This is a genomic window from Kosakonia oryzendophytica (genome assembly GCF_027886705.1).
Lineage (GTDB): Bacteria > Pseudomonadota > Gammaproteobacteria > Enterobacterales > Enterobacteriaceae > Kosakonia > Kosakonia oryzendophytica.
In genome coordinates, this window is record NZ_CP115659.1 from 1039722 (window position 1) to 1058073 (window position 18352).

Genomic DNA, 18352 nt, shown 5'->3' on the forward strand with positions numbered 1-18352 from the left:
GCCAGCGTTTGTTACGCGCCTCACGTTGATATTGAGCCTTGTGTGAGATTTGAATATGGCTCTCCCTTAAGCGCGAACAGCAGAGGTTCGTGTTGACGGTTTCTGTCAGCGATTTGAGCGACAACGAGTGAATTTTCGCTATTGGCACATACAGACTGACCCGGTGGGATCAGACGATCCGCATGAGCGAGAAGGGATGTAATGCAAACGCACATCTGATTATCCTGCACACTCCTTTTGTTTATAATTGACTGAAATTTAAGATATTTTAACAATGTATTCTCTATCGCTTTCTCTCTTTTACCGTCTGTTTGCTGTGAAACGAGATGCGGGATCGAATAAGAAGCAAGGTTGACGCGTTTACACGGTAACCACCTCAAGGATTACCACTATGACCCGTATCATGCCCGTCATCGCTCTCGGATTTTTAATCACGCCATTTTCGTTATATGCCAGCCCTGCCAGCTACAGTATCAACACGCAGAAAACGACGATTGCCCTCGCCTGGCATGCATTTGGGGGGACCTCAGAAGCCAGCCTGGAAAAGGTGACGGGAAATATTACGCTGGATACCGGAAATGAACGTGGCGACCGGATAGACGTCACCATTCCGGTTGATACCCTTAAGGCGTCCAATACCCTGTTAACGTATCAGATGAAAAGCCACCTTTTTTTTGATGCTGCACACTACCCAAACATCGCATTTACAAGCAGTCGCGTGGTGGCTCTCGGAAAGGGACATTTTCGGGTATTCGGGACCCTGGCCGTGAAAAATGTCACACGCCCGGTGATCCTTGATGCCTCCCTGGAAAGTCAACATGGCGAACTCTCGGGTGCGGAGAATATTTTTCTGCATGCCTCGACCGCGATTTCGCGCTCAGCATTCAATATGGATAGCTTTGCCGCGCTGGTGGATGACACCGTGACGATCACGATTGAGATTCAGGCCCGCCCACACCAGGCCGTATAAATCCTCCTGGCAGCCAGTCAATCAGCATGCCGGTGCGTTTTTTTTGCTATGCCAACGCCGCTTGCAACGTCAGTGCGTTTTGTTGCAATTGGTCGGCAGGGTTACGGCCGATCAACACAAACTGATAGCCTCTGGAATGCCACCAGACGAGGTTCATCGCATGGCGTTGTTCATGACGAAGTTCTGTGCTGGCAGGATGGCTGTCCGGTGAAATACAGAGCGCCATCGGGCCGTAATCGGCATGCATCCAGGCAATTTGCGCAATCGAGGTGCTGTCATAGCGCAGCATCCGCACCATTTTCAGCTCTGCGCCTTGCAGTACCAGTTGCTGTTCATTCGCCCGCAAACCTATGTCTTGTGCCGTACGCGCCAGCCCACGCTGCAACGCTGAGGGGGAACTGTCTGCATCCAGCAACGTTTCCGCACTGTACAGAGACATATACTGTGCCTCAAGGTCACGCATTTTTTCGCTTTCGCCCTGAACCCTGGTCGCGGGGCGCGCGAAATAGCCCAGCCCCGAACCCATAGCCAGAAAACTGAGTGAGGCCGCGATCAACGCGCGTCGACTGACGCCCGGTGCCTTGTGAAAAGGGGCCGGTTGGTGGGCCAGCACGTTAGCCAGTTGTTCCTCCATGCGAGACTGCGGCGCATCCTCCAGGAGGGGCGCAAAGGCACGGGCAACGTCTGCCTGGTTGAGCTTTAACTCATCGGTTCGTTCGGCCAGGTGTTTATCCTGGCCAAGCGCGATCGCAAAGCGCTCTGCATCACTGGCTGGCATTTCACCATCGAGCCAGGCGACTATCGCCTCATCGCTGTACGGTGCTGTAAATCTGATTGATTTCAATATCGTTTCTCCTGTACAGGGGGCGGCGTGTGAATCACCTGGGCGATTTTTGCCCTCGCCGTAGCCAGCCGGCTCATGATAGTGCCAATCGGTACAGACAATGTGTCTGCTGCCTCCTGATAGGTAAAACCTTCAACATAGACTAAGAACATGGCATTGCGCTGTGCTTCCGGCAGTGCGCTTACGCACTGCATGATTTTCGCATAGTGCAGGCGTGCTTCATCCTGTTCATGCGTATCCGGCGCCAGTAACTCATCGCTTTCAACGAACCCCTGTCCCAGGCGCACCCGGCGGGCACGCACATCTGAAATCCAGATGGAATGCAGGATAGTGAATAACCAACTGTCAATGCGTGTCCCAGGGGTGAACTGCGCGCTTTTTTCAAGCGCGCGAACACAGGTAGACTGAACCAGTTCTTCCGCCACCTCGCGGTTACGCGACAGAACCAGCCCATAGCGCCACAGGCGTGTCAGATGTTCAGCAAGATGCTGACGGACGTCACGGGTCGTAATCTTTTTATCCTCTTACCATGACTCAGGATTCAGGATGGCCGTCGATAGCTGCCTGCAGATCCCGGTACTCTTCACAACCATGGCCGCAAAGTGTCGCGATGGTGCGCAATTGCGCTTTTGCCAGGTCAGGACGCCCTTTTACCAGCCATGCTTCGCCCAGGTATTCGCGTGCTTTGGCATAGGCTGGATTGAGTGCTAATGAACGCTGATAATAGCCGATACCTTCATCAGTACGCCCCAGCTTACGCGTGGCATATCCCCGGTAATTCCAGGCTTCAGCCGTATTGCCATTTTTAAGTGTGTTGAGCAGGTTCAGCGCTGCCTGATACTCCCCTTTTTTTGCCAGGTGATAAGCATAACGGGTTTTATCTTCATCGCTGAGTTGGCTTGTTTTCGCCGGGACGCACTGTTTCGCCGTACTGTCATAAACCTGCCCGCTGGGGCAATCCGGTGTCTTGCTGTTGGTATTATCGTCACCCGCTGCGAAAACGGGCATGACAGGCAGCAGCATACATACCACCGGCAACAGAAGACGTCGCAGGATCGCGGATGCGTTTTGCAGGTCATGCAGGGCGGTGCTAATGCGTAGCTGTGTTAACGGTGATGTTTTTTCAGTCATAAATGAGGCCCCATTTGCGTGTTAATGAAGGGTAAACGCGGCGACGGCGATTTCTATTCGATAAAAAGTGCGGAGAGGCCTCGACTGCTGTGCTATTCCGCAGTCGCTCAGCAGGAAAAGGGCAGCGATCGATAACCGGAATAAGTGTGTTAATACGACTAAACGTTACCAGGTCAGGAGGAACACGGCGTATTGCTCTTATCAATTATTAGAATCCCTGCACAAATATGTTTATGGCATCAGGCGCCCTGTTTTATCCGCGCATTAACTTTTATGTAAACGATCTTTTGTACTTAATGTGAACCTGTTATCTATTAAAAACTTCCTGATTAATTCTCTTTTTAACGCATATATACCCATCTTTATAATAACTGCGTTTTTATTTTTAAAATAAATGGATTATCTTTAACTGTATTTATTTAATTAACCTGGGTTAGAATCATTTTCGCTCTTTTAATAGGGCGCTTTTAAATAAGTAAACCACTAACTTTGTATTCTAATTATATAACACATGGATTGTATGCTATGAAAAAATCATTGCTCGTGTTGTTGATCTCTGCCGCGTGTGGCAACGCCTGGGGGCAACCTTTATCCGTTGAAGAGCGGCTTGCTCAGTTGGAGAAAAAACTGGAAGAAAATGCGCGTGAACTCAGCCAAACCAAAGCGGAATTGAATAAATATAAACAAATGACCACGCCTGTTTCTATTACCGGGGTGGCTAATAATCAAGAAATAAATAAATCTGAAATCAATCGCAAAAATACAAATGGTTCGACAGCGGAAACGACACCGCAGACGCTAAAAGCGTTAAGCGATTTTGTAAAAGAGGATATGGGTTTCTCATTTACCGGCTATTTGCGCTCCGGGTGGGGAACGGGCAATCACGGTTCGCCAAAAGAGTATGCCATTGGTTCGCTGGGGCGTTTCGGTAATGAATACTCGTCGTGGTTCGATCTGCAATTTAAGCAGCGCGTCTATGCGCAAGATGGCAAATCTGCCCATGCGGTGGTCACGCTGGATGGTAACGTGGGTGAACAGTACGGCACTGCATGGTTTGATAAAGATTCGGAAAACCTGCTGCAATTTTCTGACATCTATCTCACTACTACCGGGTTTCTTCCCTTTGCACCGGACGCCTCTCTGTGGATCGGTAAACATAACCTGCCCAAATACGAAATTCAGATGCTGGACTGGAAAAGCCACCTGACTGACAGCGGTGCCGGGGTGGGGATTGAGAACTGGCAGGTCGGTGCCGGGAAGCTCAGCATGGCGCTGGTTCGCCAGGATCTCAACGCCCATGCCGTTAACTACCCGGCAACCCAGGATGCGATGCAGGTGAATACCAACACCGTGGATATTCGCTATAAAGAGATCCCCGTGGCGAGCAACACGACGGCGGAACTTCTCGGCCGATATTCGCGGGCGAACAAATCCGACAGTTACCAAAACAGTGAAAATAACGGCAGCCACTTTAGCGTGAAAGATGCCTGGCTTGCGGGGGCGGTGCTGCGACACCGTTTTGATGCGGGCGGTTTTGAAGAGCTGACCGTCCAGGCGGCGGATAACTCATTGGCCAGCGGTTTTGCACTGATTTCCAATGCCAGTCCGGGGTATGGCAATGGCGACAACTACTATGGCAAACACACTTATGGCAAGGCATTGCGCGTGATCTCGCAGGGCGAGTTTTACCCCGCATCGTCTGTTGTACTGGCGCATGCGTTAGCCTGGTCGGCGGGCAATGATATCTACAGTTATGATACCGGGGCGCATACCGACTTCCAGAGCTATCGTGCGGTCGTGCGTCCAGCCTGGATCTGGAACAACGGCAACCAGACCGGCATGGAGCTGGCGTGGTTTAAGCAGACCAACCAGCAGCAGGGCAACGCGTACGCGGAGAAAGGCTATAAAGCCACGCTGTTCCATGCGCTAAAAGTCGACACCAGTCTGTTGCAGTCGCGGCCTGAACTGCGTTTCTACACGACCTATATTCGGGCACAGGATAATGAAATCAGCCAGTTCAGGTTTGCCGATCGGAAAAAAGACCAACTGACCATTGGCGCACAAGCGGAAGTCTGGTGGTAAGAGAGTGGGAAAATTGCGGCGCGCGTTGCGCCGCAAAACGCCGCGGCTACATTGCGAGATCCAGAAACGTGCCGAGGCGGTAACCACGCTCCGCAATGGCATATTTCAGTGACGAAGAGGTAAGGATCTCCAGCTCTGTCACGCGCGGATAACAGTAGCTGCTCTGGCGAATCGTATTATCGATAAACGCCGGGTGGCACATGATCTCCAGCGATGATTCACCGCGGTCCGCGGAGGCATCCAGCGCCTGTAAAAAAAGCGCTTGCGAAACCCCATCGCCGTAAAAACTGCTGCTGAAACCCTGCGTGCTACGCAGTGACGGCGGCACATCATCTGCCGGCAACAGCGCCTGATGGTCGATACGCAATGGCAGGCGCCGTTCTGCGGCAAACTGCGCCACGAGAGGAAAGAGTTGCGGGATCATATGCACGTGATGATGGCTGTCAAGATGCGTCGGTTCGCGGCCAAACAGGCCAACAAAACGCCGGTACTGGCTCGCCAGCTCCTGCGCAATCTCGTCGAGCGGCAACGTATCCTGTTCTGCCATTTGCCAGATCCATTTTCCCAGTTGCCCGTCGCGGGTCAGGCCCGGCATCGGCGTAAGGGGTTTACCCAGCGTCAGCACAAAGTGCAAACCCACGGCCAGTGCAGGCAATTCGCTGGACAGTTGTGCTGCATGTTCAACGGCTTCACCATTAACCAGTGCCGTTGTCGATGTGACGACACCGTGGAGAAAACTGTCGATAATGCCGTAGTTTTGCCCTTTGCTGAGGCCAAAATCATCGGCATTCACAATCAATAAGCGTTCCATAGCCACCTCTTAGCGTCGTTCATCCCTGAGCGTTTTAATGCAGTCGGCAAAGTTCGGCAGCCACTTCTCATGCGCCAGAATCAGTTCGCGCGCCAGCACTTCGGCATCGCTGTCGGAATGAATCAGCGGGCTGAGACTCAGCGCCAGCACCACATCGTTAAATTTGCCGCTCAGCGCCGCCTGACTGGCCGCCACTTCAAACCCTTTGATGGTATAGATAAGCCCCAGCACCTTTTCATCAAAATGGGTGATGCGCGGATGGGGCGTTGCACCATCGCGACCGAGCAGGCAGGTCATCTCAACTGCCCAGTCCGCCGGGATGTTATCCACCCGTCCGTGATGGGGAATGTTGACGTAGTGTTCGCTCTGTTTGTCGTTATAGATGGCGTTAATCACTTCACAAGCTGCGTCGGAGTAGTATGCGCCGCCGCGCTGTTCCAGCTCTTTCGGTTTCGTGTTCAGTTGTGGATCTTTATAGAGGTCAAACAACTGTTTTTCGACCTTTTGCACTACCTGCGCACGGGCGCCGCCTTTGTAATACTCGCCCATCTCAATGGCCAGCATCTCTTTTTGTTTGACATAGTAGAGCAGGTAGGAGCAAGGCAGCAGGTTCAGTGAGCGGATTAACCCTTCGCTAAACGGCATGTCGAAAATATTCTTCACCGTCGAGGCGCTTAATGCTCCGCTTGCCACGCCATCAAGTAATTCCGCAAAGCGCGAGACGCCATTCACCCGCACCTCTTTAATAAAGACCATATGATTCAGGCCAAACAGATCGATAGCGAGATCGTCGCTCTGCGTTAATTTCAGCACATCGCGGATAAACATCTTCATCCCGGTGGGGATATTGCAAACGCCAATAAACTTTTTAAAGCCGGTATGGCGGTAAACCGCTTCGGTCACCATGCCCGCCGGGTTGGTAAAGTTAATCACCCACGCATTCGGGCAGATAGCCTCGACATCTTTAATAATGTCGAAGATCACCGGAATGGTGCGTAATCCTTTAAACAGGCCGCCCGCGCCGTTGGTTTCCTGGCCCAGATACCCATGACTGAGCGGGATGCGTTCGTCCAGTTCACGCGCTTTCAACTGGCCCACTCGCAATTGTGTGGTGACAAAATCCGCCCCCTGCAGCGCTTCGCGACGGTTCAGCGTTTTGTACACTTTCAGCGGCACACCCGCTTTTTCAACCATGCGCTGGCAAAGATTGAAAATAATATCCAGCTTCTCTTTTCCCTCTTCAACGTCGACCAGCCATAATTCACTCACCGGCAGTTCGTGATAGCGTTTAATAAAACCTTCGAGAAGCTCCGGGGTATAGCTGCTGCCGCCGCCAATGGTAACGATTTTTAATTTCTGGCTCATAACTTCTCCCTTCAGTGTGCTCAGCCCGTTGCAGAAAGAAACGCGTTGCCGCCAGGCGTGGCTGGGCCGGTTGAAAATGCAGGAAATAAACGGGTTACTGAATTAACTCCGTTAAACTTTTGCGATAACCATTGGGCGTAAAAGACGTCATTTTTTTAAACGTCTTAATAAACAGGCTGGGGCTGCTATAACCGGATTCCCAGGCGATATCGGTAACCGAATAGTTGGTCATCTCCAGCTGTTTTTTGGCAAAATCGATGCGGATCTCATTGATAATCTGCATTGGCGTTTTGCCGTAATAACGCCGTACTGCACGGGTCAGATACTCCTGGGATTTTGCTGACAGGCGAACCATATTCTCCAGCGCATGATCGCCAAACTGCGTTTTATCGTGCATCGCTTCCACGGTGGATTTCAGCCATTGCGGAGTATCATCAATCACCTGTTCTTCACGGTAATGGCGTAAGCGGTTGATAATATGGAAAGTAATGGCTTCAACAAATTCATCCAGCCCGCTTTCACGGAAATTGAGGGAGGAGATAACCGTCTCGACATACGCCTGAAAAGCGCTGGTGGTGCGGTAAGCCTGCGAGGCGACGAAGCAAAACGGCAGCAGTGAAAGATAATGCTGCTCGAAGAACCGCTTACTGATACCTACGTTCAGAATGCGCGTCGCGCCGAATTCGTAGAAACTTTGATGATGCGATCCCAGCGGGATAAACACGAAATCGCCACGCTCCAGCAGCACGCGCTTACCGTTAATGACCTGGTAATAGCGGCCGGTTAACACAAGAGTAAACTCGTAGTAGTCGTGCTGATGCAACCCGCTGGCGCTTTCCGTTTTGTTGTAGATGAACACATGGAAATTTTTGCCATTAAACAACTGCTGTTCACGGACAGTGGTGATTTCCTGGGGGTTGAGCTGCGACTGCATCATTCGCTCCTCACTTATTCAGTATTTCATGGACATCGATCAACTCGGTAACCAGTTCACGCGCCAGCATGGCGTTCATCAGATGATCCTGCGCATGCACCAGCACCAGGCTTACGTTGATTCTTCCTTCGCCCTGATCGTCTTCAATCAGTTTAGTCTGCACCCGATGTGCCTCATTAAGCGCCATGCGCGACTGTTCCATCATGGTTCGCGCGGCGGCGCAATCGCCCAGCTTGGCTTGTTTCAGCGCCGCATAGGCCAGGCTGCGTGCCTGACCGGCATTGATGATAAGGCCCATGATCACCTCTTCCAGCGCATCGGTTGCCAGCGGCGTCTCCATGGCATTGTCGATATCGAACATAGTGTCTCCTTGTAAGCTGTCCGGCAGGTGTATATGCCTGCCGGTGATGATCAGAATTTCAACGCGTTAGCGATATCTTCTTCGCTCTCTTCCTCTTCAATGGCGTGTTGCGCCTTGTTGGCGACCACCACGAAGGGGAGGTAGATCAGCGTGGCGATACCGAGGTTGAACAGCGCGAGTAACAAGGCGGCGATGCTGCCATTGGTATTAAAGAAAGCGCCGAGCCCGGTTGGCATGGTCCATGGCGCAATGTTGGTAATTGGCGGAATAATGCCTGCGTAGTAAGCCAGCAGGGTGATGGCCGCCAGCACCGGTTGCACCAGAATAAACGGGATAAACATGACCGGGTTCATGATGATCGGCAGACCAAACAGAATCGGTTCGTTAATCTGGAAGAGACCGGATGGCAGCGCCAGTTTGGCAACCTGGCGATGATCCGCGCGGCGTGATGCGATGAATATGGCAATAATCAGCCCAAGGGTTGCGCCGCTGCCGCCAAGGAAAATATAGGAATCCAGCATCGGTTTCGCCCAGACGTGGAAGGTTTTGCCGGCTTCCAGTGCTGCGGCCACAGATCCATATTGCTGGTATGTGGCAATGTTCTCCAGCGCCCATGGGGTCATAATGCCGCTATCCAGTGCGGTCAGTGCCAGCGAACCATGAATACCGAAGAACCACAGCAGCGGTACAAACAGCACGTAAACCCAGCCGACAATGCTGCCGAGTGAAGCCAGCGGCGTGGAAATGGTATCCATAATGATTTGATGGAAGTTGGTGCCCGCGTTCGCCAGCGCCCAGGCGATAATCCCCATGACCGACAGAATAATAAAACCGGGAATTAACGCCGAAAAGGAGCGGGAAACCGATGCAGGCACGCTATCCGGTAAGGTAATCACCCAGTTGCGGCGCACAATAAATGTGAACATTTCCGCCACGACCAGGCCAATAATAATCCCTGAGATAATATTGGCGCCGCCCAACCAGTTTGCCCCCACCGCATAGGCTTCACCCACGCTGTAGGGTGTCACGGTCATAAATGCGGCAATGGATAACAGTCCGGCGGCCAGCGCATCCACTTTGCGCTCTTCCGCCAGCGCCATACCAATAAAGAAGGGCGCCATTAATGACATGATGCCCAGTGTGCCGTTGTAGACATTACCGCCAATGCCTTTCAGGCCATTAAGCGTTTCAATGGTGGATGCATCAAGGCGAACGCCCAGCGAATAGAAAAACGAACCGTCGCCAAAACTCAGAAAAACGTTGTTGATCAGGACGAACATCGCCCCGGCAAGGGTTAATGGCATCAGCCGGATAAAGCCATTTTTAACGGCGTTAACGTGAGGTTGCTTTCCTATTTTGACCGCAAAAGGAAGAAGTATCTTTTCAAGTGAAGCAATGGCATTACTCATAGAAAAATACCCTTAATGACCGCACGAATATCGCGCGGTGAACATGAGGAAATAACGATGAAATGGCAAAAAATCAGTGGGCAGCGGCTTTTTTGATTGTCGCTACGGCCGCTTTTAACACCCCTAAGCCATCGACTTTGCCGTACAGCAGGGGATCAATCACTTCAACGGGTTTATCGGGTAACAGGCGCTGGATTTCGGGAAGCAGGTAGGCGATTTGCGGGCCTAATAAGACGACATCCGCCTGGGGGCCTTTTTCCGCGGCCAGCGTTTCAGAAAATGCTTCAATAATGACCGGGACCGCATATTTTTCCGCCTGGGCCCGCATCTTAGAGACCAGCAGCGACGTCGACATGCCCGCAGAACAAAACAGATAAATATGTTTCTTTTCCATAAACTCGACCCTCAATGTGCGTTTCCCTGGCGGCCAGAAGTGGGTTCTGACTGCTGGTTGCAGCGGAAAACTTTTTTCCCGGACTGAAACAAGTATACGGTAGCGCTTCCGGAGTCGGTATTTCCTCAGTTAACAAAATTGTCTCTGGTTGACCTGGTGCTATGCACCTCTTCACACTTTGGGCAAATGGGCGGGGGAAAACGTTATCAGGAGAGATGACGGAGGACCGCAGTCCTCCGTGGTCAGGCAGGTTTAGAACGAAGCGCGTTTATAGGCGCTGTAGGTGGCATTCCACCAGGTTTTATCCAGGCTTTGCTGCAATGCGTCTTCGCTCATGGCGGGCGCAACACCTTCTTGCTGTGCCACACGGGCTACCTCAAGCGCAATCGCACGAGAAACGCTTTCGATCATTTCCACTGGCGGCAATAATCCGCCTTTCTCGGTCGTTGCCAGCGGCGAATGCGCAGCAAGGGTTTTACTGGCCGTTACCAGCATCGCTTCTGTTACGCGGCTGGCTTTGCTTGCCAGTACGCCAAGGCCGAGGCCGGGGAAGATGTAAGCGTTATTACATTGGGCAATCTCGTAGTGTTCGTCCTGCCAGAATACCGGCGCGAACGGGCTGCCGGTGGCAATCAGCGCAGCGCCCTGCGTCCATTCGATCAGATCTTTGGGCTGCGCTTCCGCACGTGATGTGGGGTTGGACAGCGGCATAATAATCGGGCGCGGGCAGTGGCGATGCATCTCTTTGACGATCTCTTCGCTGAACAGTCCCGGCTGACCGGAGACGCCAATCAGCACGGTTGGGTGGGCGTTGCGCACCACTTCCAGCAGCGAGATATTGGACGACTCCACCTTCCAGTGGGCGATGCTCGCGCGTGAGGTGACCAGATTTTGCTGGAAATCCAGCAAATTAGGCATGTCATCCGTCAGCAAGCCAAAGCGATCAATCATGAAAATGTTGTTGCGTGCCTGTTCCGGTGTTGCGCCATCGGCAACCATCAGCGCCATGATTTTGTCGGCGATACCGCACCCGGCCGAGCCGCTACCGAGGAACACCACGCGCTGATCGCGTAAACGTGTCCCCGCCACCTGCGACGCTGCCATCAGCGTGCCAGAGGTGACCGCAGCGGTTCCCTGAATATCGTCGTTGAAGCAGCACAGCTCATTACGGTAGCGGTTAAGCAGTTTCGTCGCGTTCTTCTGCGCAAAATCTTCAAATTGCAGCAGCACGTCCGGCCAGCGGGTCTTCACTGCCTCAATGAACATATCCATAAACTCAAGATATTCATCGTCGCTGATGCGGGGATGCCGCCAGCCCATGTACAGCGGATCTTCCAGGTGTTGGGTATTGTTAGTACCGACATCCAGCATAATAGGCAGCGTAGACGCCGGGTGAATCCCCCCGCAGGCGGTATACAGCGAGAGTTTGCCAATCGGAATGCCCATCCCGCCGACACCCTGATCGCCCAGGCCAAGGATACGTTCGCCATCGGTCACGACGATCACGCGGATGTCGTTACGGGAAAAGCTTTGCAGCATTTCATCAATATGATGGCGGTTTGGCCACGAGATAAATAACCCACGTGCACGGCGGTAAATTTCCGAGAAGTGTTCGCAGGCTTCACCCACTGTCGGGGTATAAATAATCGGTAATGTTTCCTGCATATGCGTGCGCAGCAGGTTATAAAATAAGGTCTCGTTAGTATCCTGAATATTGCGCAGATACACGTGGCGAGAGATATCTTTTTTGAAATGGCAGAACTGTTTCCACGCGCGATCGGTTTGCTCTTCAATGCTTTCAACATTGTGAGGTAATAAACCGTGCAGGTTAAAGGCGAGGCGCTCTTCTTCAGTAAACGCCAGTCCTTTATTCAGTAACGGGTTTTCCAGTAACACTGCGCCATTATAAGGCGTATAAAGTGTTTCTTTGCGTGACATTATTGCTGCTCCTGACTAAATAATAACGACACCACTGTCGTTGTATCGGGGATATCAGATCTCAGTGTCATGAAATCAGATAGATCATGATTCCCTCAGTTAATACGCCGATCGCAGTGCCAATAAGAATGGAAGAGGATGCGGACTCGATATACGTTTCGCTGCGTAATGCAAACATGCCCGCAGCGATAGCGGATGGGGTGGCACCAATAATCACCACCTGCTGCATTAAGGTATGACTCAGGCCGAAAGCCAGTCCGGCGGCAGCCATCATGGCAGGCTGGATCAGGTTTTTAATGCTGATATTGGTAAACGTCTGCAGGTTTAACGACGGGCGCTCGCCGTAGAAGAGCAGACCGAGTGCGAACAGTGACAGACCACCGGCAATTTTACCGACCATCTCAATCGGCGCGCTAAGCAGGTGTGGTAATTGCACTCCCGCCAGACTGAGCAGCACCCCGGAGATAGGGATCCAGACGATAGGATTACGCACTGCACGCATCAGGTTTTGCAAAATCAGTTTGCCTGGATGCAGCGCTTCGCTATCGGCATTTTTATCCCCCATGCGGATCAGAATAATGGTCAACGGGATCATAAATACGCTGGTGATTACGTTGCCGATCAGCACGCCTAAGAAGCCTTCCGGCCCAATCAGCACTGCCAGTACCGGTGCGCCGAAATACGCCATATCAGGAAAGGCGCAAACCAGAGACTGTATGGCGCTGGTTTTAATATCGTGGCGGAAAACATAGCGCGACAGGATCAACGTCAGTAAATAGGAACCCATCAGGCCAATAATCAGAACCGCCATAAACGAGAAGTTTTTGATCTTTTCCGGGTTGGTGTTTAACGCGCCGATAAACAGGTGAAAAGGGAGCGCAAATCGGATCACCACTGTGGCTAACACTGTGGCGTCTTCGCGACGCGTATAACCTAATTTCCCGCTCAGCCATCCCAACAGCATAATAAATACCAATGGGAATAAAGATTGTAAAAGTAATGAAGGCATAAGATATCCTGGGTTTTGTTTTAACTTGTTTTCAGGCGGCACTCTATCGGGAGCCTTTATCCCCGGAGGTGACTGGAATCACACTTCTCCTGTTTTAATTAGTTTCATAATGGCTACTTTAATTAAATGGATAATAAGAAAGGCTTAAGGGGTTATTTTTATTAGAAATATCTGAAATGAATATCCTGGCGGTTACTTTATTTACAAATAGCTGAGTTAAGTTATTTAAAATGGAATTACCACGGTATTCACAATTTTAACATTGGAAAACAGGCATGCTCTTTACAGTCAGCCGTCGTTGGTATTTATTCAATAATAACTTCCTGGTGGCAATATTTATTACTTTGGTTTTATTTTTTCAAGCATTTTATCCATTACGAATAACCCTGAGGTTATTCCTGGCCCACTGTTATTCATTAATAGCGAATCAGGTGAAAATAATGAAAGATAATCCTCTTAACCCCTCTGTAGAAACCGCCCCGGCAGGCGGGCAACTCGCCCGTTTGCAGGGGCTTGAAGTCGGCGCGGTACCACTGCTGCTGTTTGTGGGTATTGCTTCGATCGTTGCGGTATCGGCATCCGCCGGTTTACTGCCCAAAAATATGATTGGCGGCCTGGCGGTGATCATGACGCTGGGTTTCGCCTTCGCCAAAATCGGGCGCATGCTGCCCGTCCTGAAAGACATTGGCGGACCGGCAATTTTGTGCCTGATGGTACCGTCGGTACTGGTCTATTTTGGCATGTTCGAACCCCACACCATGGCGACGGTTCATCTGCTGATGAAAGAAGCCAACCTGCTCTATTTTGTCATTGCCTGTCTGGTGGTGGGCAGCATTCTGGGGATGAACCGGATTATCCTGATCCAGGGGATGATCCGTATGTTTGTGCCGCTGGTGGCTGGCACCGTGATGGCGGTGGTATCGGGGCTGCTGGTGGGCATGCTGTTTGGTTACACGCCGTATCACACCTTTTTCTTTATCATCGTGCCGATCATTGGCGGTGGCATTGGGGAAGGCATATTACCGCTGTCGCTGGCCTATTCGGCTATCCTCGGGCAAACGCCGGATGTCTACGTCGCACAACTGGCACCCGCTGCGGTGGTGGGCAATATTTTCGCCATTATCTGCGCCGGGGTGCTGGCGCGTATTGGCGTGCGTCGTCCTTCGCTTACCGGTAACGGTATGCTGATCCGTAGCGATGACGATAACCGTATTTTTACTCAGACCCAGAGCGCGCAGCAGACGGATTTCCAGTTAATGGGCGGCGGGTTGTTGATGATTTGCGCCTTTTTTATCGTTGGCGGGTTATTTGAAAAACTGGTGCATATTCCGGGGCCGGTGCTGATGATCCTGATCGCCGTACTGTGCAAATATGCGCAGGTGATCCCGGCGTCCATGGAGCAGGGTGCGCACAGTTGCTATAAATTCGTGTCGGCTGCGCTGGTCTGGCCGCTGATGATTGGTCTGGGCATGCTGTATGTGCCGCTGGAAAGCGTTGTTGCGGTCTTTTCCGTCGGCTATGTGGTGGTGTGCGGTTCGGTGGTGATTGCCATGGCGCTCAGCGGCTATTTCATTGCTTCATGGCTGAATATGTACCCGGTGGAAGCGGCGATTGTCACCAGTTGCCACAGTGGCCTGGGCGGTACCGGCGATGTGGCTATCCTCTCGGCGTCAAACCGCATGTCGCTGATGCCGTTTGCGCAGATCGCCACCCGTATTGGCGGTGCATCGACGGTGATTGCGGCAACATTGTTACTGAGCTGGGTAGTGTAATGCCGACAACACTGCGCTGCTAAGCGGCGCAGTGTTTTGCAATCAAAAAGTTGTCCGCAAGCAGGTGCCCTAAAAGATCCATTAACGGAACAGCAAAAATAGCCAGACTGAGGCGGTAATAAACGCGATTAGCGTCGAGCCCACCCATGCGGCAAGAAAGAAACGGCCGATGCTGTTGCGGGCTTTCAGCGCGCGGTAGTAGGTCAGGCTGAACTCCACATACCAGATAAACATCACCACCGCGATCAGCATCTGCACCAGCAGATTGTTGCTAGCAAACGCGCTGAATACCGTCTGCGTCAGATAATTTACCAGGTTAGCCAGCAGCCACCAGCCGAACGTTGTGGGGTTGAGCACCTTGTTGAACACATCACACTCCTTTGTCATTTCACTCTGGTCGCCACTATACGCTGCCCGCGCCTGCTCGGGTATGCCTGCGCGATCACTCAGTGAGCAGCGCCCTCAGGTCATTACCACTGTGACATTCCTCTCTTGCTGTATGGCACGAGGGCATCATTACCTGAAACAAGCCGCGTTGATAACGACATACTGTTGAGGCTGATAGAATGTGGGGTATCTGTCCGCTCAGGTAGCCCCCAAACTTATGGGGGCGCAAATTTTAAAAGATCCGTTTTCCTGTCTCATGCGCCTGGTGCAAACAGGCTTCCGGCGTACCGAGATCCGGCATCATCAGCGTGGTGTTGGTCATCACTGGCGCACCGCAATAATCAAAGATACCGTGAGCGATCTGCGTCTTCCAGGATTGCGCATAGCCATGTTTTTCAAACGTCTTCAGATCGGCACCGCCCAGTGCTACAAGGTGCACCGGCAAATGCCCGAGTTTTTTCGCGACCTTGCCATCCGCACCTTCTTCATAGGCCCAGCCGTTCGTAAACACACGGTCGATCCAGCCTTTTAATAAACCAGGCATCGTCCACCAGTAAATCGGAAACACCAGCACCAGCGCGTCGGCATTGTCGATACGCGCCTGTTCGGCAAGGACATCAGCGGGCAGTGGCGCGGCGTGTGCAAAAGCGGCACTATCTTCCGCAGAAAAGATCGGGTTAAAACCTTCCCGTGTCAGATCGGCGATTTCGGCGCTGTTTTGCGCATTGGCCGCGGTGATCCCTTCGGCAACCGCCTGCGCTACGCTGTGGGTTAAAGAGTGAGTTAATGGATGAGAAACGACAATCAACGCATGCATATCAAACCTCCTCCGTTGCCAGATGGCGTACAGGAACGTAATCTTATATACCAAAGGTAACCTACCATTAGTAAGTTACCTTTGGTATATAAGACTGTCAAGGGGAGAGACCATGAGCGATACCCGTGTGCGTCAACGTCTGACGCGTGAAGATCGCTATACACAGCTGGTGGAAGTGGCCTGGCAAATTATTCGCGATGAAGGTACGGAGGCGTTAACGCTGGGGCATCTCGCAGAGTGTGCGGGTGTGACCAAACCGGTGGTATACGATCATTTCATCAGCCGTTCCGGGTTACTGGCGGCGCTGTACCGCGAATACGATCAGCGGCAGAACCAGAAAATGGATGAGGTCATCAGCCGTACTGATGCGACGCCGGAAAAGCTGGCGGCAGTGATTGCCACTGCCTACATCGACTGTGTGTTACTGCAAGGACGCGAAATGCCAAGCGTACTGGCTGCGCTGGCCGGAACGCCGGAGCTGGAAAAAATCCGCCGGGAGTATGCTGTCGACTTCATCGGCAAATGCCGAACGCTGTTTGCGCCATTTTGCACTCACCCGCTGCGTGATGCGGCATTGTGGGCCATGCTCGGTTCTGCCGAGGGGCTGGCGTGGGCGGTGGTTCAGGGGGCCATCACCGATGTTCAGGCCAAAGACGAATTGTGCGCGGTCATTATAGGAATGGTGCATACAGCGTGACGGGACAAAAAGCGCCATAACATAATGGCTGGCGCGTTGCTTGCATTAGTGAAGCATTGACTTCCCGGGAGCACGCGCATGATAGCCAATTCGTCGACCACCATCCGTTTCCTGTTAGCCTCGCGCCAGTGCGAGCTGAACAGCCTGCGTTATCTGCTGCAAAGCGGTGAACTGGTGGGCAAAATCAGCCAACTGGTGCATATGCTGCAACGCGAGCGGGGGACATCCAATATGTTCCTCTGCTCGGCGGACAGCCAGTTTGCCGATGAGTTGCTCCTGCGCGAGCGCGACGTGGCACAAGCGCAAGCGCCGCTGATGATGCAGCTCGACACACTGGAAAGCCAGATAGCCGCGCTGCCGCAAGCCAGTCGTTTGTTCAGCCACGTGGCGAGCGTGGTCTATGCCCTCAGTTTACTGCCCACCCTGCGCCAGCAAATCCGCCAGCGCGCGCTGCGTTTACCGCAGGCGATGACCTTTTTTAACGACATCATCCGCAACCTGCTTTCGCTGGTGTTTGAGCTCTCCGATACCGCCGCAGAGCCCGCTATTTCCCGTGCGCTGATTGCCATGTTCAGCTTTATGCAGGGCAAGGAGTACGCCGGGCAGGAGCGGGCAACAGGGGCGGCGGCCTTTGCGGTTGGCACCTTCAGCGACGAGACCCAGCAAAAATGGCTCGATCTCATTGAACGCCAGGAGCGTTGTTTCGCCACCTTCGCCGATTTCGCCGATGACGAGCACCGTCTTCGCTGGCAACAGATGACCACCGACAGCCAGTTTGAACGTTTACGACGCATTGCCTGTACCGGGCGTGAATTCATCGAAGCGGATAACTGTCTGCGCTGGTTTGCGCTGGCCACGCAGCGCATTGATGCGATGAAAACGCTGGAAGATGCGCTGGCGCAAACCCTGATGGCCCATTGCCGGGCGCGCATCGCCGCCACTGAACAGGCCAACAGTGAACAGCGGGCGGATCTGGAAAGTCTGATGCCGCCGCAGGAAGGGGAAGAGAGCGGTTATTCGGTGTTTATTGATTCTCATGGATGGCTGGAGAGCGGCGGCGTACGCCCGCAGCTCGGGCGCTCTTTGTTAACGCTGGTGCAGCAGCAGTCGCGACGCCTGCAAGCGCTGGATACCGAACTGGCGGCGCTGCGTGAAACGCTCAATGAACGCAAACAGATCGAACGCGCCAAAAGCATGCTGATGCAGCACCGGCAGATTAGCGAAGAAGAGGCCTATAAAACCCTGCGCCGGATGGCGATGAATCAGAACAAAAAGCTGATTGAGATCGCCAGCGCAATGCTGGCGGTAGCGGATGTTTTTCAGCCTAATACTTAAGGGGTAGCTGCACGTGAAGGGTGCGAAATGTGCTCTGTGATAGTGCGAAAACGCGACGGAAAACCGCTTTCTGACGGCCCTGAAGCAGGTAAATGC

The 18352-nt window shown here is 52.6% G+C and carries 18 protein-coding genes; 5 read left to right on the forward strand and 13 right to left on the reverse strand.

Going from position 1 to position 18352, the window contains the following annotated elements; genetic code table 11:
• Positions 1-391 precede the first annotated feature (391 nt).
• Complete coding sequence (locus tag O9K67_RS04975; RefSeq protein WP_061493391.1) at positions 392-970, forward strand: YceI family protein; 579 nt, start codon at positions 392-394, stop codon at positions 968-970.
• A gap of 46 nt (positions 971-1016) precedes the next feature.
• Here O9K67_RS04975 and O9K67_RS04980 read toward each other — a convergent pair whose 3' ends face one another.
• From O9K67_RS04980 to O9K67_RS04990, 3 genes are read right to left on the reverse strand one after another with little or no spacing between them, the layout of a single operon-like run.
• On the reverse strand, positions 1017-1814 hold the full coding sequence (locus tag O9K67_RS04980) for an anti-sigma factor family protein (protein WP_061493392.1): 798 nt from the start codon (positions 1812-1814) through the stop codon (positions 1017-1019).
• Positions 1811-2326, reverse strand: coding sequence for a sigma-70 family RNA polymerase sigma factor (locus O9K67_RS04985; RefSeq protein ID WP_071889871.1), 516 nt, complete (start codon positions 2324-2326; stop codon positions 1811-1813). The genes O9K67_RS04980 and O9K67_RS04985 overlap by 4 nt, the downstream gene beginning before the upstream one ends.
• A gap of 22 nt (positions 2327-2348) precedes the next feature.
• The gene (locus tag O9K67_RS04990; RefSeq protein WP_271044663.1) at positions 2349-2837 is read right to left on the reverse strand and encodes a tetratricopeptide repeat protein; all 489 of its coding nucleotides are present in this window, start codon (positions 2835-2837) and stop codon (positions 2349-2351) included.
• A gap of 633 nt (positions 2838-3470) precedes the next feature.
• On the opposite strand from O9K67_RS04990, the gene O9K67_RS04995 reads away from it, so the two are divergent.
• Positions 3471-5027 (forward strand): carbohydrate porin, encoded by a 1557-nt coding sequence (locus O9K67_RS04995; RefSeq protein ID WP_061493394.1) that lies wholly within the window; start codon positions 3471-3473, stop codon positions 5025-5027.
• Positions 5028-5073: 46 nt separating this feature from the next.
• On the opposite strand, the gene chbG is transcribed toward O9K67_RS04995, so the two are convergent.
• The 8 genes from chbG to O9K67_RS05035 form a co-directional block, all read right to left on the reverse strand.
• On the reverse strand, positions 5074-5838 hold the full coding sequence (gene chbG / locus O9K67_RS05000; protein WP_061493395.1) for a chitin disaccharide deacetylase: 765 nt from the start codon (positions 5836-5838) through the stop codon (positions 5074-5076).
• A 9-nt stretch (positions 5839-5847) separates the two neighbouring features.
• Positions 5848-7203, reverse strand: coding sequence for a 6-phospho-beta-glucosidase (locus O9K67_RS05005; RefSeq protein ID WP_061493396.1), 1356 nt, complete (start codon positions 7201-7203; stop codon positions 5848-5850).
• 94 nt (positions 7204-7297) lie between these two features.
• Complete coding sequence (gene chbR / locus O9K67_RS05010; protein ID WP_088237824.1) at positions 7298-8140, reverse strand: transcriptional regulator ChbR; 843 nt, start codon at positions 8138-8140, stop codon at positions 7298-7300.
• A 7-nt stretch (positions 8141-8147) separates the two neighbouring features.
• The gene (chbA, locus tag O9K67_RS05015; RefSeq protein WP_061493398.1) at positions 8148-8498 is read right to left on the reverse strand and encodes a PTS N,N'-diacetylchitobiose transporter subunit IIA; all 351 of its coding nucleotides are present in this window, start codon (positions 8496-8498) and stop codon (positions 8148-8150) included.
• Positions 8499-8548: 50 nt separating this feature from the next.
• Positions 8549-9907, reverse strand: a complete 1359-nt coding sequence (gene chbC, locus O9K67_RS05020; protein ID WP_061493399.1) for a PTS N,N'-diacetylchitobiose transporter subunit IIC — start codon at positions 9905-9907, stop codon at positions 8549-8551.
• 73 nt (positions 9908-9980) lie between these two features.
• On the reverse strand, positions 9981-10301 hold the full coding sequence (locus O9K67_RS05025) for a PTS sugar transporter subunit IIB (RefSeq protein ID WP_061493400.1): 321 nt from the start codon (positions 10299-10301) through the stop codon (positions 9981-9983).
• Between the two features lie 252 nt (positions 10302-10553).
• On the reverse strand, positions 10554-12239 hold the full coding sequence (locus tag O9K67_RS05030) for an NAD-dependent malic enzyme (RefSeq protein ID WP_061493401.1): 1686 nt from the start codon (positions 12237-12239) through the stop codon (positions 10554-10556).
• A 67-nt stretch (positions 12240-12306) separates the two neighbouring features.
• Positions 12307-13248, reverse strand: a complete 942-nt coding sequence (locus tag O9K67_RS05035; protein WP_061493402.1) for an AEC family transporter — start codon at positions 13246-13248, stop codon at positions 12307-12309.
• Between the two features lie 440 nt (positions 13249-13688).
• On the opposite strand from O9K67_RS05035, the gene O9K67_RS05040 reads away from it, so the two are divergent.
• Entirely contained in the window at positions 13689-15020 is a 1332-nt protein-coding gene (locus O9K67_RS05040) for a 2-hydroxycarboxylate transporter family protein (RefSeq protein ID WP_061493403.1), read from the forward strand.
• Positions 15021-15101: 81 nt separating this feature from the next.
• Here the strand turns inward: O9K67_RS05040 and O9K67_RS05045 are convergent, their stop codons facing one another.
• Together O9K67_RS05045 and O9K67_RS05050 are read right to left on the reverse strand one after the other, a co-directional pair.
• Complete coding sequence (locus O9K67_RS05045) at positions 15102-15389, reverse strand: hypothetical protein (protein ID WP_061493404.1); 288 nt, start codon at positions 15387-15389, stop codon at positions 15102-15104.
• A 250-nt stretch (positions 15390-15639) separates the two neighbouring features.
• A complete protein-coding gene (locus O9K67_RS05050; protein ID WP_061493405.1) occupies positions 15640-16224 on the reverse strand; it encodes an NAD(P)H-dependent oxidoreductase in 585 nt (194 codons plus the stop codon).
• Positions 16225-16336: 112 nt separating this feature from the next.
• On the opposite strand from O9K67_RS05050, the gene O9K67_RS05055 reads away from it, so the two are divergent.
• Both O9K67_RS05055 and O9K67_RS05060 read left to right on the forward strand, forming a co-directional pair.
• A complete protein-coding gene (locus O9K67_RS05055; protein WP_061493406.1) occupies positions 16337-16921 on the forward strand; it encodes a TetR/AcrR family transcriptional regulator in 585 nt (194 codons plus the stop codon).
• Between the two features lie 78 nt (positions 16922-16999).
• A complete protein-coding gene (locus tag O9K67_RS05060) occupies positions 17000-18256 on the forward strand; it encodes a nitrate regulatory protein (protein WP_061493407.1) in 1257 nt (418 codons plus the stop codon).
• Positions 18257-18352 lie beyond the last annotated feature (96 nt).

Coding starts and splice junctions, on each gene's coding strand:
- O9K67_RS04990 (WP_271044663.1), bottom strand. CDS start 2,837: ATGCTGCTGCCTGTCATGCCCGTTTTCGCAGCGGGTGACGATAATACC.
- O9K67_RS04975 (WP_061493391.1), top strand. CDS start 392: ATGACCCGTATCATGCCCGTCATCGCTCTCGGATTTTTAATCACGCCA.
- O9K67_RS05040 (WP_061493403.1), top strand. CDS start 13,689: ATGAAAGATAATCCTCTTAACCCCTCTGTAGAAACCGCCCCGGCAGGC.
- chbC (WP_061493399.1), bottom strand. CDS start 9,907: ATGAGTAATGCCATTGCTTCACTTGAAAAGATACTTCTTCCTTTTGCG.
- chbG (WP_061493395.1), bottom strand. CDS start 5,838: ATGGAACGCTTATTGATTGTGAATGCCGATGATTTTGGCCTCAGCAAA.
- chbR (WP_088237824.1), bottom strand. CDS start 8,140: ATGATGCAGTCGCAGCTCAACCCCCAGGAAATCACCACTGTCCGTGAA.
- O9K67_RS05055 (WP_061493406.1), top strand. CDS start 16,337: ATGAGCGATACCCGTGTGCGTCAACGTCTGACGCGTGAAGATCGCTAT.
- O9K67_RS05035 (WP_061493402.1), bottom strand. CDS start 13,248: ATGCCTTCATTACTTTTACAATCTTTATTCCCATTGGTATTTATTATG.
- O9K67_RS05060 (WP_061493407.1), top strand. CDS start 17,000: ATGATAGCCAATTCGTCGACCACCATCCGTTTCCTGTTAGCCTCGCGC.
- chbA (WP_061493398.1), bottom strand. CDS start 8,498: ATGTTCGATATCGACAATGCCATGGAGACGCCGCTGGCAACCGATGCG.
- O9K67_RS05025 (WP_061493400.1), bottom strand. CDS start 10,301: ATGGAAAAGAAACATATTTATCTGTTTTGTTCTGCGGGCATGTCGACG.
- O9K67_RS04995 (WP_061493394.1), top strand. CDS start 3,471: ATGAAAAAATCATTGCTCGTGTTGTTGATCTCTGCCGCGTGTGGCAAC.
- O9K67_RS05030 (WP_061493401.1), bottom strand. CDS start 12,239: ATGTCACGCAAAGAAACACTTTATACGCCTTATAATGGCGCAGTGTTA.
- O9K67_RS05050 (WP_061493405.1), bottom strand. CDS start 16,224: ATGCATGCGTTGATTGTCGTTTCTCATCCATTAACTCACTCTTTAACC.
- O9K67_RS05005 (WP_061493396.1), bottom strand. CDS start 7,203: ATGAGCCAGAAATTAAAAATCGTTACCATTGGCGGCGGCAGCAGCTAT.